Consider the following 16068-nt stretch of genomic DNA (forward strand, 5'->3'; position numbering starts at 1 on the left):
TGAGGCGGAAAGAGGCGCGAAAAGGGCGCGCGTGCCGCGACCCTGCTTGGCATGGGATCGACAGTGCTCAGCCTGCGCATAGACGGTGAGCTGCTCGACCGGCTCCGCCGGCACGCCGCGAGACGCGGTATGAGCGTCCAGGACTACGTGGTCCAGACGCTCGTACGCGACGATTTCGACGAGCGTTTCCACGCCGCCGTCGACGAGACGGAGAAGTTCTACGGGGCGGAGACCCGTCACGCGGACCCGGCCGACCGGGTCACATGACGGGCTCCGCCCCGCAGGCGTGCGTAGAGGCGCGTGCTTACGTGAGGCCGAGCGCCGGCATCGCGTAGTAGAAGACGAAGACCGCGGACACCACGTACATCGCCGCCGGGACCTCCCGGCCACGACCGGCCGCCAGGCGCATCGCGCTGAAGGCGATGCAGCCGATGCCGATGCCGTTGGTGATCGAGTACGTGAGCGGCATCATCAGCATGGCCAGGAAGGCCGGGATGGCGAGCGTGAGGTCACTCCAGTCGACGTCCCGTACGTTGCCCGCGAGGATCAGGAAGCCGACCGCGATCAGCGCCGGGGTGGCCGCCTGCGAGGGGACCATCGTCGCCAGTGGCGTCAGGAGCAGCGCCACCGAGAAGAGCAGCCCGCTCACCACGCTCGCGAGCCCGGTACGGGCACCCTCGCCGACGCCCGCCGTGGACTCGACGAAGCAGGTCGACGCGGAGGAGGAGCTCGCGCCACCCGCGGCGACGGCGACACCGTCGACGAGGAGGACCTTGTTGATGCCCGGGAAGTGGCCGTCCTTGTCCATCAGCTTGGCCTCGTCGCCGACGCCGAGGATGGTGCCCATCGCGTCGAAGAAGCAGGACAGCAGCACGGTGAAGACGAAGAGGATCCCGGTCAGGAGCCCGACCTTCCCGAAGCCCCCGAAGAGGCTGACCTCACCGAGGAGCCCGAAGTCCGGGGAGGAGACGGGGTTGCCCGGCCACTCCGGGACCGTCAGCCCCCAGGCACCGGCAGGCAGGTCGGCGACCGCCTCGATGACGAGCGCGACGACCGTCATGACGACGATGGAGAGCAGGATCGCGCCCGGCACCTTGCGGACGATCAGCGCGAGCGTCAGCAGGACGCCGAGGACGAAGACCAGGACCGGCCAGCCGTTGAGGTGGCCGTCGCTGCCGAGCTGCAGCGGCACCGTGGTGTGCGCGGCGTCCGGGATGCGGGAGACGAAGCCGGAGTCGACCAGGCCGACCAGGAGCACGAAGAGGCCGATGCCCATCGCGATGCCCTTGCGGAGCGAGCGCGGCACGGCGTTCATCACGCGCTCGCGCAGCCCGGTCGCGACGAGCAGCATCACGACGATGCCCGCGAGGACGACCATGCCCATCGCGTCGGGCCAGCTCATCCGGGGGGCGAGCTGGAGGGCGACGACGGTGTTGACTCCGAGGCCGGCCGCGAGGGCGATCGGCACGTTGCCGATGACGCCCATCAGGAGCGTGGAGAACGCGGCCGCCAGCACGGTGGCCGTGACGAGCTGGCCACCGTCGAGCTGGTGCCCGTACATGTCCTTCGCGCTGCCGAGGATGATCGGGTTGAGCACGATGATGTACGCCATCGCGAAGAACGTGGCGAAGCCACCACGGACCTCGCGCGCGACCGTCGACCCCCGCTCGGAGATCTTGAAGTAACGGTCGAGGACACCGTGCGGCTGCTGCGGCATCGGTGGCTGATCGACCGGAGCAGTGGCCGAGGAGGACATGTATGACCTTCAGTCGTGCATCGGGGGGATGAAAGCAGTCAGATTTGGATGTTCACACGAATGAATCGAGTCATCCACAAGCAGATTCAGTATGAATACATAAGGGGAAGATCGCTATCTCCGCGCGTAGATCCTTGGGCCGACTGGCCCGCGAAGCAGCCCGTAGACTGACGGCATGGAGAAGTGGACACCGAAGCACGAGGCGCCCGAGCCCCTGGAGGGCCCTGTCGTCGCCACCGTCACGGGCGGCACGATCCTCTGGTTCGTCCTCTTCGTCGTGCAGGTCCCCTTCTACGGCTGGTTCGACGACCGGGGCCACGCCTGGTGGATCTGGGTCTGCCTGGCCGGCGCCGGACTCGGCCTGATCGGCATCTGGTACGTCCGGGGGCGGGACGCCGCGATCAAGCGGGACGCCGAGCGCAGGCGGGCCGCCGCCGGGGGCACCGCCACGGACGGCGCACACCGCTGACGAGGCCCCCGGCCCGCGTCTCCCCCGGCGCGTACGACCGTGGGACCATTCCGGTCGTCCCCCGGTCGGATCTTCCGGCCTCCGGCGGGTGAACCGCCCCTTCCGCCCGTACGGTCGGAACCATGACGCAGCGGGCACTCGATTCCTCCGGTGAGCATCCGGACCCCGTACGGACCTCGCCGGCGCCGGCGGGCGGGCTGACCACCGCCGAAGTCGCCGAGCGGGTGGCCCGGGGCGAGGTCAACGACGTACCGGTCCGCTCGTCCCGCTCCGTCACCGAGATCGTCCGTGCGAATGTCCTCACCCGGTTCAACCTGCTCATCGGCGTGCTCTGGGTGATCATGCTGGCCGTCGCGCCGATCCAGGACAGCCTCTTCGGCTTCGTGATCGTCGCCAACACCGGCATCGGCATCGTCCAGGAGTGGCGCGCCAAGAAGACCCTGGACAGCCTCGCGGTGATCGGCGAGGCGAAGCCGACCGTGCGGCGTGACGGACGGGCCGCGGAGGTCTCCGTCTCCGAGATCGTGCTCGGCGATCTGGTCGAGCTGGGCCCCGGGGACAAGGCCGTCGTGGACGGCACGGTCGCCGAGGCCGACAGCCTGGAGATCGACGAGTCGCTCCTGACGGGCGAGGCCGACCCCGTGGTCAAGCGGCCCGGCGACCCGGTGATGTCCGGCAGCTTCGTCGTCGCCGGAGGCGGGGCGTTCACCGCCACCAAGGTCGGCCGCGAGGCCTACGCCGCCCAGCTGGCCGAGGAGGCGTCCCGCTTCACCCTCGTGCAGTCCGAGCTCCGCAGCGGCATCAGCACGATCCTCAAGTACGTGACCTGGATGATGGTGCCGACGGCGATCGGCCTCATCATCAGCCAGCTGGTCGTCAAGGACAACAACTTCAAGGACTCGGTCGCCCGCACGGTCGGCGGCATCGTCCCGATGATCCCCGAGGGCCTGGTGCTGCTCACCTCGGTCGCCTTCGCGATCGGTGTCATCCGGCTCGGCCGCAAGCAGTGCCTCGTGCAGGAGCTGCCCGCCATCGAGGGCCTGGCCCGGGTCGACGTCGTCTGCCTGGACAAGACCGGCACCCTCACCGAGGGCGGCATGGACGTCACCGAGGTCCGCCCGCTGAACGGCTCCGACGAGGAGTACGTGTGCCGCGTCCTGGGCGCCCTCGGCGCCTCCGATCCCCGGCCCAACGCCAGCCTCCAGGCCATCATCGACGCCTACCCGGACGAAGGGGGCTGGGGCGTCACGCAGGCCGTGCCGTTCTCCTCGGCCCGCAAGTACAGCGGGGCCGCCTTCACCGAGGGCGACGGTGCCGCGTCCGCCTGGCTGCTGGGCGCCCCCGATGTGCTGCTGGCCGCCGACGACCGCGTGCTCGCGGAGACCGGCCACCTCAACGAGCAGGGGCTGCGGGTCCTGCTCCTCGCCCGGGCACGCGGCGGCCTGGACGCCCCCGACGCCGCCGCCGGGGCCGAGCCCACCGCGCTCGTCGTCCTGGAGCAGCGGCTGCGGCCCGACGCCGGTGACACGCTGGCCTATTTCGACGAGCAGAACGTCGCCGCGAAGGTCATCTCCGGCGACAACGCCGTCTCCGTCGGCGCGGTGGCCCAGAAGCTGGGGATGCCGGGCGCCGAGCACCCCCTGGACGCCCGCCGGCTGCCCGAGGACAGCGACGAGATGGCGACGGAGATCGAGCGGAACGCGGTCTTCGGCCGGGTCACCCCGCAGCAGAAGCGGGACATGGTCGGGGCGCTCCAGTCCCGCGGGCACACGGTCGCGATGACCGGCGACGGCGTCAACGACGTGCTCGCGCTGAAGGACGCCGACATCGGGGTCTCGATGGGCTCGGGCTCGGAGGCGACCCGCGCGGTGGCCCAGATCGTGCTCCTGAACAACAGCTTCGCGACGCTGCCGTCCGTCGTGGCGGAGGGCCGGCGGGTCATCGGCAACATCACCCGGGTCGCCACCCTGTTCCTGACGAAGACCGTCTACTCGGTGCTGCTGGCGATCCTGGTGGTCTGCTTCCAGGTGGAGTACCCGTTCCTGCCGCGCCATCTCACGCTGCTGTCCACGCTGACGATCGGCGTCCCGGCGTTCTTCCTGGCGCTCGCGCCCAACAAGGAGCGGGCCCAGCCGCACTTCGTACGCCGTGTCATGCGGTACGCGATCCCCTCCGGGGTCATCGCGGCGGCGGCCACCTTCGCCACGTATCTGATCGCCCGGCACCACTACGCCGGCACGGGGGCGCTGGACGCGGAGACCAGCGCGGCCACCCTCACGCTGTTCCTGGTCTCCATGTGGGTCCTGGCGATCATCGCCCGCCCCTACACCTGGTGGCGGATCGCCCTGGTGGCGACGATGGGCCTGTGCTTCCTCATCGTGCTCGCGGTGCCCTGGCTCCAGGACTTCTTCGCGCTGAAGCTGGTGGGGACCACGATGCCGTGGGCGGCGGTGGGTATCGCGGTGGTCGCGGCGGCCGTCCTGGAACTGGCCTGGCGTATGGTCGGCCGCCGCTTCCGCTCGTAGGACTCCGGGGAGCTACTTCACGTCGACGAAGTCACCGGCGGTCGTGACGGCCGGGGTGGTCGAGGTGCCGGCGAAGCTGTAGCGCCAGAAGCCGTCCACCGAGGCCTTGGACGTGGTCTTCAGCGCACCGGTGTTGTTGGTCTTGATGGTCTTGACGGTGGTGTAGGTGTTGCTGGTCTTCTTGCGGAACTGCAGCTTGACGGGCTGCACGGTGTAGCCCATGTACGTGCCGTTCTCCCAGTTGGCACGCGACAGCTTGCCGGTGACCGTGATGGTCTTGCCCTTCTTGACGGGCTCCGGCGCGGCGTTGACGGTCAGCTTGGAGAGGCGCTGGACGCGGGCCGTGGCCTGGTAGTCGTTCCACGCGACCGACTGGTCGCCGGCGAGCGCCCCCGCGGTGACCTTCCAGGTGCCGGCCAGCGTGTTCTTGTACAGGTCGTAGCCCGGGTACGCCGTGATCGTCATCGAGCAGGTGGCGGTCGTGGCGTTGACGTTCTTGCAGGACGCCGCGCTCTCGTTGGGCAGCAGCACGCCGTCGAGACCGGTGGTCACGTTCGTCCCGTGCCACAGGTCGATGTAGCCGTCGACGATGCCGGACGGGTGCGAGGCGGTGACGGAGACGGTGAACTTCTTCGCGGCCGTGGTGCCGACGACGACGTCCTTTCCGCCGTTGACGACGACCTTGGAGATCTTCGGGGTCGTCGCGACGGCGCGCGCCGCCGCGCGAGGCGCCTCGGCGCCGGTGCCGAAGACCTCGGCCGCGGTGGGCCTGTCCAGGTTCGGGACCTCCTGGTCACCCGCCTGCGCGGCCGGGACGGCGAGAGCGGACAGAGCCAGGGCGCCGGAAACAGCGGCGACTGTGGCACGAATACGCATGTGTTCCCCTGTGGGGCAGGGGACCTCCCCGGGGGTGGTGTCCTCCCGGCGGGTCCCGATTGGTCGATGAGTCTGGTGACTCGCACGAACAGACAGTGAACAAGCGTGAAAGGTTGTGCCCGGGGCGCGACTTTTCCGTGAAGATCGCATACATGGGCCGAACCGGGGTAGCAGCGGCCAGGTGTCAACGCCCTCGCCCCCGAAGGGACATGCGCATGATCGACCTGCTCGCCGGAGCCCTCGCGCTCGGGATCTCGGGGGCCCTGGGGATCGCCGGAGACCGCGCCGCCCGGAAGCGGAAGCGCGCCTTCTGGGATCACTACGGGACGTACGAGGGCTTCCGGGGCCAGGTCGACGCGGACAAGGTCCGGGCCGTCCGCGGCGCCCACGGTGACATCGCGGCGGTCAAGACCGTCCGAGGCGACCACCCGCTCGCCTCGCTGGTCGTCGCGAAGCGGTACGTCCAGGAGCTGTGAGCCCGGCCCGGCGGCACCAGGCCGACGGCACAGGGCCGGCCGGGCGCCCGCCGGCCGGCGCCCGGCCGGCGGCTCAGTCGAACCAGCGGTCCCGGGCCAGCTCCTCCGTGCGGGACGGGTCCTCCAGGAGCGCCGCCACCTCGAAGCGGCGCGGCCACTGGCCGGCCGCCCAGGCGAGGCCCGCCGCCACGCCCTCCAGCGTCGACGCGTGGACCACACCGTCCGGGGTGCGGCGCCAGTCCAGCTCGACTCCGCCCGCCCGCAGTTCGCCGTGCTCGACGTAGGTGCCGGGGGTCCCGGCGCCGAGCAGGATCCGTACGGACTCCGGAACCTGGTGCTCCTCGCCCTCCGTCGTCACCACGGCCTCGACACTTTCGCCCAGCCGGCGCACCTGGAGCAGGTCCGCCAGCTCGGCGGCCCGCGCCGGGGCCACCGGGAGCAGCGGGAGCCCGCCGGTCAGCGGCAGCAGGTCGGGGGCGTCGGCGATCACGACGTCCGCCGCGTCGGCGACCCGCACCTCGTCGTCCACGACGGCCCGCAACTCGTCCGGCAGCGTCACCTGTTCGGGGTCCAGCTCGGCGAGCGCCGTGTAGAGCGAGTGCAGTTGTACGGGGCCGACGGGACGGTCCTCGTCGGCGAGCCGGCCCAGCAGCTCGGCCGCCCCGCCCGGCTCGTCCAGGAGCGCCGCCACCGAGGTCCGTACGCCGAGGGCGCGCAGCACCTGGGCGTCGTCGAAGCCCGTCGCGTCCGCGGAGTCGTACAGGCCCGCCAGGCGCGGGTCGCCGCCCGCCGCGCGCAGGCCGGCCGGGCGGCGGCCGTCGAGCACGGGGTGGTCGCGAAGCCACCACGCGGTATAGGGCCGCACCGACTGCGTCGTACCGTCCGGGAGCAGCACCCGTACCGGCTGGGTCAGCGCGTCGCGCAGCGGCGGGCGGGCGAGCATCGCCAGCGCCTGCGGCCAGGCGTCGTCGTCGACGAGGTCCAGGTCGCGTACGGCGACGAGCTCGGTGGCGACCGGCGGGACGGGGGTGTCCGGGAGCTGGTCCAGGACGTCCTCGCACCACACGTCGACGGCGTCGAGCAGCCCGGCGTCGTCGGTCTCGGCGAAGTCTGTGTCGCGGGGCTCCAGTTCGTCCGGGTCCAGGACGACGTCGGTGGCGCGTACGAGGGCGAAGGTGGCCAGCACCCCGCAGGCGGTCAGGGGCTGTTCGCCCCAGCGGCCGGCCAGCTCGGCGTCGCACAGGGCGAGTTCGCCCTCGCGCATCACCTGGGCGAACGGGCTGTCCGGCAGCACGAGTTCGCCGGCGGGGGCGGGTTCACCGTCCTCGTCGGGCAGGGCGAGCGCGCCCAGCCAGGGCTCGTCGCCGGGCGAGAGGTCCGCGTCGCGCACGAGCGTGAGGACGGTCTCCGCGAGCTCGTCCCCGTCCAGGGCGTCCTCGTCCCAGATCTCTCCCGCGTCCAGCGACCCCGCGACGGCGGCCCTGACCTGCGGGGTCGTCAGTACGGCGCGGGGCGTGGCGGGCAGCGCGCCCAGCTTCTCCAGCAGGGGGTGGGCGGCGTCCGGGTGGGCGACCTTCAGGCCGAGCCGGGCCAGCCGGGCGAGCACGGGTGAGGTGAGCGCGTCCGGCAGCGGCAGGAGCACCTGACGGGGGCCGATGGTGGTGCGGGGCGGCGCGTCGGCGGAGCCCGCGAGGGGCACGGGCAGCCCGGAGAGCCGGTCGGGGTCGACGCCGGTCAGGCTGTCGTAGAGCCGCCGCCACCAGTCCGGGTCGCGCTCGAGACCGGCCAGCCGGTCGATGGCCTCGGTCAGCGGGACCCGGGCGACCCCGAGCGTACGCAGCTCCACGCGGCGTTCGAGCCCGGCGGGCAGCAGACAGGGCAGGACCTCGGCGAGTACCCGTACGGTCCGGTCGCCCACGCCCTCGACCACCTCGGCCTCGACGGGCCGCAGCGCGGTGGTCCCCGGGGTCGGGGCACCGGCGCCGTCCCAGTCGTCCCACTGCGCCGCGGCCTCGGCTGGGTCGCGGGGCGCGGCGGGCTCCAGGAACGCCACCCGGGGCAGCCGCTCCAGGATCGCGGCGCGCAGGGCGCCGTCGAGCTGCCCCTTGCCGAGCACGCCCGGCACCAGGGCGATCGTGGCGGTGGACACGGGCTCCCACCCGGCGAGCAGCTCGGCGTAGGCGTCGGCCGCGCGCTGCACCAGGAAGTCGGTCAACGGGCCCGGCGCGGGGTGCCGGCGGGTGGTGTCCAGCGGCAGCGAGGCGATCAGCAGCGCGGGGACGCCGAGGGGTTCGTCGGTGGGGGTCGGCGCGTGCACGACGGGCGCCGTACGGGGCTGCTGGGGCGCCCCGTCCTCGCCCACGGGCACGGCCCACGTCACGGACCAGTGGGGACGCAGCCGCTCCTCGACGGGCCGGTCGGCCAGCAGTGCGGGCTCCAGGGGGCCCTGCCGGGCGACGGTGCGCCAGCGGTGGAGGCCGTGCGCGGAGTCGTCGACGTGCGTGTACGGGCCGTGCTGCGAGCGCCGCAACGTCCTTACGCCGCCGGGGGTTTCGATGACGACCTCGTCGAGACCGGACAGGGTCAGGAGGAGCGCGTCGTCGACGCCGTCGAGCAGCCTGCTCACGAGGTCCTCGGCGACTCCGTCGCGGAGCGGAAGGACGACCACGGTGTCGTAACCGTCGGGCGCGGTGCCCTCGGCGGGCAGCGGGAGCCGGAGCAGCGGTACGTGTCCGTCGCGGCGGCGCAGCTCGTCGCCGAGGCCGGGGCTGGCGACGGCCGCCTGCCGCGCGAGGTCGCGGGCCTCCGCGAGGGACCAGCGGACGCCTCCGTGGCGTCCGATCACGGCGGGCTCGTCGCTGACGGCCAGCACGGCGGCGAAACCGACACCGAAGCGGCCCACGGACGACTCGTGCCCCTCGCGCTTGGCGGAGGCGCGCAGGGTGCTCAGCGACTCGACGCCGGTCGCGTCGAGGGGAGCGCCGTTGTTGGCGGCGGCCAGGACGGCGGGGCTCCCGTCGCCCGCCTCGTGCAGGGTGAGGCGGAGCCGGCCGGGGACACCGGCGCGGGCGGCGGCGTCGGCGGCGTTCTGGGCGAGCTCGACGACCAGCCGGTCGCGGTAGCCGCCCAGGGCGAGGTCCTCCTCGGCGTTGGCGTCCTCCCGGAAGCGGGCCGGGCCCGCGCCCCAGGCGTCGAGCACGCCGCGCCGCAGTCGCGCCGTCCCGAACGGATCGGCCCCCTCGGTCGCATTCATGCCCACGCTCCTACTCCGCTCTTCCGGTTACCCGTGACGCCCAGTGTGCGCCCGAAGGTACCGCGACGGGACAGCCCTCAAGGCCGGCCGGCCCGGGACCGGCGACACGCGGGGCCCGGCAGAGCAGGCCCGTCGGGGCCCCGGACGGAATCCGGGGAGACCGGGGACGAGACCGGCGCCGGGAGGCCCCGGCCCCGCGGTGCCCGGGCACCGCGGCGGGCAGGCGCGTCAGGAGTGGCCCAGGTCCTCCGTCGCGCCGTCCGGACGGTCCGGGACCGAGCCGGAGCCGTCGGACGGACGCAGGGAGTAGTCGTCCACCCGCATCGTGTCGAGCGCGTGCGGCGCGGGCTTCGGCGGCTTCGGCATGACCGCCGCCTCGGAGTGGCCCCCGCAGCCGTACGCCAGGGAGACGACCCGGCCGTCCGCCGGGGCGAACTCGTTCGCGCAGACACCGAAGGCCTGCTTCAGCGAGCCGGCCATCGGCACCAGGAACGCGCAGCTGACGCAGGACGCGGGCGCCGCCTGCGCCATGGGCGTCCGTGCGCCGAACTCCTCGTCCCACCGGTCCGCCGCCAGCCGCAGCCCGTACCGGGAGAGCACCCGCGCACGCCGCGTGCCGAGCTCGTCGGCGACCGCGGCGATCGAGCCGCGGCTGGTCGCGGGCAGCGTCGTCAGCTCCGCGTCCTCGACGTCGGCGAGGGCGGCCAGCTCCTGCGACACCTCGGACACCGCGGAGTTCGGCAGGGGCTCGTCCTCGCCCGTCCAGCCGGGCTCCAGGCGCGGGTCCTCCGCCTCGGTGGGCAGCAGGTCGCCCGGGCCCATGTCGCCGGGGCGCAGGCGCTCGCTCCAGGGCACCCACTCGGGGGCGAGGAGCGCGTCGGCTCCGGGCAGCAGCACCGTTTCGTCAAGGGTGACCTTCTTGGCGCGGGAGGCCCTGGCGACCGTCACCGCCCAGCGCCAGCCCCGGTAGCCGGGCTCCTCGGCCTCGAAGTAGTGCGTGACCACCCGGTCACCTTCGGAGACCAGGGCCACGTGCTCACCCACCACTCCTGGGGCGGCGGCCTCCTCCGCCGCAGCGCGTGCGAGGTCTACCGCCTCGGCGCACAGACGGTCAGGGGCGGGGGTACGGGCCGTACGGCTTCGCGTCGTCGCAGCACTCACAGGTCTCGCTTCTCTCCATACGCCGTCTCACGAGCGCGCCAGCAGCTCCATCGATGTCCGATTTCGGCCATGACAGTTGTGAGCGGAGCGGACCTGGGGGCCGCGTCGACGTCCACACCCGTTGTGCCTGCCTCGGGCGCGCCTTCTGCCACCCATTCTGCGGGATCGCGGAGAGGCGCGCGGCCAAGAACAACCGCCGGTGGCGCGTGAGTGCACGCTACCCTCTCCGCCGCCCCGCGCCCACCTGCCCGTCCGGAACTGGACAGGAACCCTTCCCCTCCGGTCCGGTTACGCCGCCGCGCGAAGGTCGAAATCGCCCGGGTCCGGAGGTGCGTACCGGCCATTTCCCGGCCGGGGCGACTCACCCGACGGAGCGTCCGCCGCCACGCCCCGGCCCGATCATGGGTTCGTGACGGCAGGGGGTGGGGCACTATGACCACGTGGCCGCCGCCAGGTCGTCCGACGGATCCGGCCCGCTCCGCAGGGCGGGACGGGCGATGGCCCGTGCCCTGCGCGCCCCGTTCACGGGCACCGCGCGGGGGATCAGGAAGGCGACCCACGCCCATGGGGCGGGCGAGTCGGGCCTCGGCAAGCTGATCGAGCTGCACGCGGTCAACGGCGCCGGTGACGTCATGATCACCGTGGCGCTCGCCTCCACGGTGTTCTTCTCCGTGCCGACGGACGAGGCGCGCGGGCGCGTCGCCCTGTACCTCGCCGTGACCATGGCCCCCTTCACCCTGCTCGCCCCGGTGGTCGGCCCTCTTCTGGACCGTCTGCCGCACGGCCGCCGTGCCGCGATGGCCGGGGCGATGTTCGCCCGGGCGGTCCTCGCGATCACGATGTCGGGCGCGGTGGCCACGGGCGGCCTGGAGCTCTATCCGGCGGCCCTGGGCGTCCTGGTGTGCTCGAAGGCGTACGGGGTGGTGCGCAGCGCCGTCGTGCCCCGTCTCCTGCCGCCCCGCTTCTCCCTGGTGAAGGCCAACTCGCGGGTCACCCTCGCCGGTCTGCTGGCCACCGGTGTCGCGGCGCCGATCGGGGCGGGGCTGCAGAGCGTCGGGTCCCCCTGGCCGCTCTACGGCGCCTGTGCGATCTTCCTGGGCGGTACGGTCCTCGCCTTCACCCTGCCCCACAAGGTCGACTCCGCGAAGGGCGAGCGCAAGGCCCGCCTCGTCGTCCCGCACGAGGAGACGGCCCCCGCGCCGCCCGTCCGCGTCAACACCTCCAAGGGCAACCGCAGCGGCAGCACGAGGCTCAGGAGGAGGAACGGGCGGGAGAAGCCGCCGGGGCTGCGGTCCGTCGGCCCGTCCGTCCTGCACGGCCTCCAGGCCAACGCCGCGCACCGCGCGCTCTCCGGCTTCCTGATCTTCTTCCTGGCGTTCCTGCTGCGCGAGCACCCCCTGGCGGGGCAGAGCGCCGCCGTCTCCCTCGGGATCGTCGGGGTCGCGGCGGGTGCCGGGAACGCCTGCGGCACGGCGGTCGGCTCGTGGCTCAGGGCGCGCGGCCCCGAGGCGATCGTCGCGACGGTGCTGGGCCTCGCCCTGGGGGCCGCCGTGCTCGCGGCGGTGTTCTTCAGCACGGTGATGGTCGCCGCCCTCGCCGCGGTGGCGGGTTTCACTCAGGCCCTGTCGAAGCTGTCGCTGGACGCGATGATCCAGCGCGACGTGCCCGAGGAGGTGCGTACGTCGGCCTTCGCCCGGTCGGAGACGCTGCTCCAGATGTCCTGGGTGGTCGGCGGCGCGATCGGTATCGCCCTGCCGCTCAACGGAGTACTCGGCATGTCCGTCGCCGCGGGGCTCCTGGCGCTGGGCGCCGCCGCCTCCGTACGGGGGCTCCTGGGGGCCGCACGGCGCGGCTCACCGCACCCCCGCGTGGCGTGAGCGGCACCGACCGATAACCTTCGGCGCATGACCGTTGCGTTCTTCTCCGGTAAGGGCCGTCGAATCGGCGTCGCTCTTGGTGCCGTGTCCGCGGGACTCCTTGTCCTGTCCGCCTGCGACAAGCCGACGCCGCTCGCCACCGTGACGGTCGGCGACAACTCGGTGAGCACCGAGGCGTCCTGCTACAACGACGGCAAGGCCCTCAAGGAGTCCGAGATCCAGGGCTGCCTGAACAAGAAGGCGGAGAAGTCCGTCAAGGTCGCGATGGACGACAAGGTCCGCTTCGGCGTCGACCCCGAGGTCGCGGACCACGGCTGGACCCTCTTCATCAACGGCCAGCAGGCCGAGCAGGAGCCGTACAAGAAGACGTACCGGTCGATCCCCGGCAGCGCCTTCTTCGCCAGCCAGACCGGTGAGACCACGGCGGACAAGACGCAGGTCAGCATCGTCGAGACCAAGGGACAGAAGCTCACGGGCGTCTGGCACTTCCAGCTCACGAAGACCTCCTGACCGACCCTTCGACCAGGAGGACCACCGTGCGGGTGCTCGTCGTGACCGCCGTCCCGGCCGAACGGGACGCGGTGACGCGCGCGTTCGCCGGTGATCCGGAGGTGCGGGAGGTTCCCGGCGCCGAGCTGCACCGGGCGGGCCCGTTCGACGTCCTCGCGAGTGGCGCGGGTCCGGCCGCCGCGGCGGCCGCCACCGCCTTCGCCCTCGCCGCCGCGCCCGCCTCGGGGCCCTACGCCGCCGTCGTCTCGGCCGGCATCGGCGGTGGTTTCGCCCCCGCCGCGCCCGTCGGCTCCCTCGTCGTGGCGACCGGTATCGTCGCCGCCGACCTGGGTGCCGAGACCCCGGACGGCTTCGTGCCCGTCACCGGCCTCGGCTTCGGCAGGGACACCTTCCTGCCGCCCGAGGCGCTCGTACGGGACGTGGCGGAGGCCACCGGCGCCGTGCCGGGCCCCGTCCTCACCGTCTCCACCGTGACCGGCAGCGCGGCCCGCACCGCCGAGCTGCTGGCCGCGCACCCCGGAGCCGTCGCCGAGGCCATGGAGGGCTTCGGCGTCGCGGAGGCCGCCGGCAGGCTCGGCGTGCCGGCGCTGGAGCTCCGGGCCGTCTCGAACACCGTCGGGCCGCGCGACCGCGCGGCCTGGCGCATCGGCGACGCCCTGGCGGCGCTCACCGAGGCGTTCGGGAAGACCGCACCCGTAGTGGAAAGTTGGACCTGGCATGACCGACTCGACCGACACCGTGACTGACTCCGCGACGGACTCCTCCGGCGCCTCGCTCCCCGCGCTGCGGATCGCCTTCTCGCCGTGTCCCAACGACACCTTCGTCTTCGACGCCTGGGCGCACGGAAGGGTCCCCGGCGCGCCCGCCCTCGATGTCACCTTCGCCGACATCGACCTCACCAACGGCATGGCCGAGCGCGGCGAGCTCGACGTGCTGAAGGTGTCGTACGCCGTCCTCCCCTGGGTGCTCGACGAGTACGCCCTGCTGCCGTGCGGAGGCGCCCTGGGGCGCGGCTGCGGGCCGCTCGTCCTCACGAAGGAGGCGGGCGCGGACCTGACGGGGAAGACCGTCGCCGTGCCGAGCGAGCGCTCCACCGCCTATCTGCTGTTCCGGCTGTGGGCGGCCGAGGTCGTGCCGGACGGCGTGGGCGAGATCGTCGTCATGCCGTTCGACGAGATCATGCCGGCGGTGCGCGACGGCCGGGTGGACGCCGGGCTCGTGATCCACGAGGCCCGGTTCACGTACCAGAACTACGGTCTGCACAGCCTCGCCGACATGGGTGAGCACTGGGAGTCGACCACCGGCCTGCCGATCCCGCTCGGCGCGATCATCGCCAAGCGCTCGCTGGGCGAGGAGACGCTGAACAGGCTGTCGGAGTCGATCCGGACGTCGGTGCGGATGGCCTGGGACGACCCGGAGCGTTCGCGCCCGTACGTCCTGGAGCACGCCCAGGAGATGGACCCGGCCGTGGCCGACCAGCACATCGGGCTGTACGTGAACGAGTTCACCGCCGATCTCGGCGAGAGCGGCTATGCGGCGATCCGCGGCCTCCTGACCCGGGCGGCGGCCGAGGGCCTCGTGCCGGCCCTGGCACCGGACGCGTTCTCCGTCACCGGGCGCTGACGGGGGCGCCCGGGCCGTGCCCGGGCGCCCCCGCGGACGTCAGACGTCGAGCTGGTCGGCGACCGCCCTCAGCAGGCCGGCGATCTTCGCGCCCGCCGCCTTGTCGGGGTAGCGGCCGCGCTCCAGCAGCGGCGTGATGTTCTCCAGCACCGTCGTGAGGTCCTGCACGATCGAGGCCAGCTCGTCCGGCCTGCGCCGCTGCGCGGCGGCGACGGACGGGGTGGGGTCGAGGATCACCACGGAGAGGGCCTGGTCACCGCGCTGGCCGGCGACCACGCCGAACTCGACGCGCTGGCCCGGCTTGAGCGCTTCGACGCCGGCCGGGAGTACGGAGGAGTGGACGAAGACGTCGGCGCCGTCGTCGCGCGAAAGAAAGCCGAAGCCCTTTTCCGAATTGAACCATTTGACCTTACCCGTGGGCACGTCTGTCCTCGTCCTCGTACTCGTCGGTGCGCGGGAGAGCCGGGAAACGGCTCCGGATAGCAGTACAGCGGGTCTTCCGACCCGCCATGCCCCAGGCTAATGGTCCAGGGGCCGGACACAAGACGTCGCCGGATGGTTCCGCCGAGCTGGGAACTACCCTGACCGGGTGAGTACTACTCCTTCCGGCGCAGGCGACCGGCTCGTACAGGTCGGCGCGATCATCTTCTTCATCGGCGCACTGGCCACACTGGTCACCGTGGCCCCACTCTTCCTGGGCACCGACCCGTTCCCGTCCATCGCCTACGCGGTGTGCATGCTGATGGGGCTCGGCTTCCTGATCGCGGCCGCGGGGGTGGTGCGGTCGGTGTGGAAGAACTCCCCGAAGCGCGCCGCCGCGAGGTAGCGGCAGGCGCCTTCCGGTGGCCCGTCAGGCCGCGGCGAAGGTCCGCAGCCAGGCGGGGAACACCATGAGGTCGGGCAGGATCACATCGGCTCCGGCGGCGCGGAGCTCGGCCTCGTCGCACGGTCCGGTGGTGACGGCGACCGACAGGGCGTCCGCCGCCCGCGCGCCCCGCACGTCCCCGGTGTGGTCGCCGACGTAGACCCGCGCGCCGTGCTCCAGGAGCGCCTGCGCCTTGCCCTCCGCCCAGAGCCCGCCGATCAGCACGTCCGCGCCTATGCCGAGGTGCGCGAGGTGGAGCTTGGCGTTCGGCTCGTACTTGGCGGTGACGACCATCGCCCGCCCGCCGAGCGCCTGGACCGCCTCGACGGCCTCCCGGGCGCCGGGGAGCGCGGTCGTCGGGGTGATCGCCGTCTCCGGGTACAGGGCCCGGTAGCGGTCGCACGCCTCATCGACCGCGTCGGCCGGGAACCAGTTGCGCATCTCGTCCTGGAGCGGCGGCCCGAGCCGGCTGACGACCAGGTCGGTGTCGATGTACACACCTGTCTCGGCGGCCAGTTTCTCGTAGGCGACCTTGATGCCCGGGCGGGAGTCGATGAGCGTCATGTCGAGGTCGAAGCCGACCGTCAGGGTGTGTGAAGGCATGAGGTCCATTGTGCCGGGGCCCCGCACCGGGCGGCCCGGCCGTCCGCAGTGCGGGCCCACCGCATCCGCCCCCC

General features: G+C 72.8%; 15 protein-coding genes. 9 read left to right on the forward strand and 6 right to left on the reverse strand.

Annotation, left to right across the window (positions count from 1 at the left end):
* Positions 1 to 51 precede the first annotated feature (51 nt).
* Positions 52 to 267, forward strand: coding sequence for a hypothetical protein (locus tag ACZ32T_RS09485; RefSeq protein WP_187355795.1), 216 nt, complete (start codon positions 52 to 54; stop codon positions 265 to 267).
* Between the two features lie 37 nt (positions 268 to 304).
* Here the strand turns inward: ACZ32T_RS09485 and ACZ32T_RS09490 are convergent, their stop codons facing one another.
* Positions 305 to 1756 carry an NCS2 family permease gene (locus ACZ32T_RS09490; protein WP_467366104.1) on the reverse strand — a complete coding sequence of 484 codons (1452 nt, stop codon included), beginning with the start codon at positions 1754 to 1756 and terminating at the stop codon, positions 305 to 307.
* Between the two features lie 175 nt (positions 1757 to 1931).
* Here ACZ32T_RS09490 and ACZ32T_RS09495 point away from each other — a divergent pair, with 175 nt between their 5' ends.
* Complete coding sequence (locus ACZ32T_RS09495) at positions 1932 to 2225, forward strand: DUF2530 domain-containing protein (RefSeq protein ID WP_467366106.1); 294 nt, start codon at positions 1932 to 1934, stop codon at positions 2223 to 2225.
* A gap of 122 nt (positions 2226 to 2347) precedes the next feature.
* Positions 2348 to 4750, forward strand: coding sequence for an HAD-IC family P-type ATPase (locus tag ACZ32T_RS09500; RefSeq protein WP_467270175.1), 2403 nt, complete (start codon positions 2348 to 2350; stop codon positions 4748 to 4750).
* A 12-nt stretch (positions 4751 to 4762) separates the two neighbouring features.
* Here the strand turns inward: ACZ32T_RS09500 and ACZ32T_RS09505 are convergent, their stop codons facing one another.
* The gene (locus ACZ32T_RS09505; RefSeq protein WP_467366108.1) at positions 4763 to 5626 is read right to left on the reverse strand and encodes a calcium-binding protein; all 864 of its coding nucleotides are present in this window, start codon (positions 5624 to 5626) and stop codon (positions 4763 to 4765) included.
* A gap of 215 nt (positions 5627 to 5841) precedes the next feature.
* Between ACZ32T_RS09505 and ACZ32T_RS09510 the strand changes: the two genes are divergently transcribed.
* Positions 5842 to 6102 carry a hypothetical protein gene (locus ACZ32T_RS09510; RefSeq protein WP_467270172.1) on the forward strand — a complete coding sequence of 87 codons (261 nt, stop codon included), beginning with the start codon at positions 5842 to 5844 and terminating at the stop codon, positions 6100 to 6102.
* A gap of 73 nt (positions 6103 to 6175) precedes the next feature.
* Here ACZ32T_RS09510 and ACZ32T_RS09515 read toward each other — a convergent pair whose 3' ends face one another.
* Entirely contained in the window at positions 6176 to 9355 is a 3180-nt protein-coding gene (locus tag ACZ32T_RS09515; protein ID WP_467366110.1) for a sacsin N-terminal ATP-binding-like domain-containing protein, read from the reverse strand.
* 228 nt (positions 9356 to 9583) lie between these two features.
* Entirely contained in the window at positions 9584 to 10516 is a 933-nt protein-coding gene (locus ACZ32T_RS09520; protein WP_467270168.1) for a DUF3027 domain-containing protein, read from the reverse strand.
* A 440-nt stretch (positions 10517 to 10956) separates the two neighbouring features.
* Here ACZ32T_RS09520 and ACZ32T_RS09525 point away from each other — a divergent pair, with 440 nt between their 5' ends.
* From ACZ32T_RS09525 to ACZ32T_RS09540, 4 genes are read left to right on the forward strand one after another with little or no spacing between them, the layout of a single operon-like run.
* Positions 10957 to 12393: an MFS transporter gene (locus ACZ32T_RS09525; RefSeq protein ID WP_467270167.1), complete on the forward strand. Its 1437-nt coding sequence runs from the start codon at positions 10957 to 10959 to the stop codon at positions 12391 to 12393.
* 27 nt (positions 12394 to 12420) lie between these two features.
* The gene (locus ACZ32T_RS09530; protein ID WP_467270165.1) at positions 12421 to 12903 is read left to right on the forward strand and encodes a DUF2771 domain-containing protein; all 483 of its coding nucleotides are present in this window, start codon (positions 12421 to 12423) and stop codon (positions 12901 to 12903) included.
* Positions 12904 to 12929: 26 nt separating this feature from the next.
* Entirely contained in the window at positions 12930 to 13649 is a 720-nt protein-coding gene (locus ACZ32T_RS09535; protein ID WP_467270163.1) for a futalosine hydrolase, read from the forward strand.
* Positions 13621 to 14526, forward strand: a complete 906-nt coding sequence (locus ACZ32T_RS09540; protein WP_467270162.1) for a 1,4-dihydroxy-6-naphthoate synthase — start codon at positions 13621 to 13623, stop codon at positions 14524 to 14526. Before ACZ32T_RS09535 ends, ACZ32T_RS09540 begins: the two co-directional genes overlap by 29 nt.
* A 39-nt stretch (positions 14527 to 14565) precedes the next feature.
* Here ACZ32T_RS09540 and ACZ32T_RS09545 read toward each other — a convergent pair whose 3' ends face one another.
* Positions 14566 to 14949, reverse strand: a complete 384-nt coding sequence (locus ACZ32T_RS09545) for a cold-shock protein (protein WP_014154805.1) — start codon at positions 14947 to 14949, stop codon at positions 14566 to 14568.
* 166 nt (positions 14950 to 15115) lie between these two features.
* On the opposite strand from ACZ32T_RS09545, the gene ACZ32T_RS09550 reads away from it, so the two are divergent.
* On the forward strand, positions 15116 to 15352 hold the full coding sequence (locus ACZ32T_RS09550) for a hypothetical protein (RefSeq protein ID WP_356707881.1): 237 nt from the start codon (positions 15116 to 15118) through the stop codon (positions 15350 to 15352).
* Between the two features lie 24 nt (positions 15353 to 15376).
* Here ACZ32T_RS09550 and ACZ32T_RS09555 read toward each other — a convergent pair whose 3' ends face one another.
* On the reverse strand, positions 15377 to 15994 hold the full coding sequence (locus tag ACZ32T_RS09555) for an HAD family hydrolase (protein WP_467270159.1): 618 nt from the start codon (positions 15992 to 15994) through the stop codon (positions 15377 to 15379).
* Positions 15995 to 16068: the final 74 nt, after the last annotated feature.

The organism is Streptomyces sp. NPDC023573, assembly GCF_055559735.1.

Excerpts from the sequence above, each read along its gene's own strand:
- ACZ32T_RS09485 (WP_187355795.1), top strand. The coding sequence starts at position 52 with ATGGGATCGACAGTGCTCAGCCTGCGCATAGACGGTGAGCTGCTCGAC.
- ACZ32T_RS09490 (WP_467366104.1), bottom strand. The coding sequence starts at position 1,756 with ATGTCCTCCTCGGCCACTGCTCCGGTCGATCAGCCACCGATGCCGCAG.
- ACZ32T_RS09495 (WP_467366106.1), top strand. The coding sequence starts at position 1,932 with ATGGAGAAGTGGACACCGAAGCACGAGGCGCCCGAGCCCCTGGAGGGC.
- ACZ32T_RS09500 (WP_467270175.1), top strand. The coding sequence starts at position 2,348 with ATGACGCAGCGGGCACTCGATTCCTCCGGTGAGCATCCGGACCCCGTA.
- ACZ32T_RS09505 (WP_467366108.1), bottom strand. The coding sequence starts at position 5,626 with ATGCGTATTCGTGCCACAGTCGCCGCTGTTTCCGGCGCCCTGGCTCTG.
- ACZ32T_RS09510 (WP_467270172.1), top strand. The coding sequence starts at position 5,842 with ATGATCGACCTGCTCGCCGGAGCCCTCGCGCTCGGGATCTCGGGGGCC.
- ACZ32T_RS09515 (WP_467366110.1), bottom strand. The coding sequence starts at position 9,355 with ATGAATGCGACCGAGGGGGCCGATCCGTTCGGGACGGCGCGACTGCGG.
- ACZ32T_RS09530 (WP_467270165.1), top strand. The coding sequence starts at position 12,421 with ATGACCGTTGCGTTCTTCTCCGGTAAGGGCCGTCGAATCGGCGTCGCT.
- ACZ32T_RS09540 (WP_467270162.1), top strand. The coding sequence starts at position 13,621 with ATGACCGACTCGACCGACACCGTGACTGACTCCGCGACGGACTCCTCC.
- ACZ32T_RS09555 (WP_467270159.1), bottom strand. The coding sequence starts at position 15,994 with ATGCCTTCACACACCCTGACGGTCGGCTTCGACCTCGACATGACGCTC.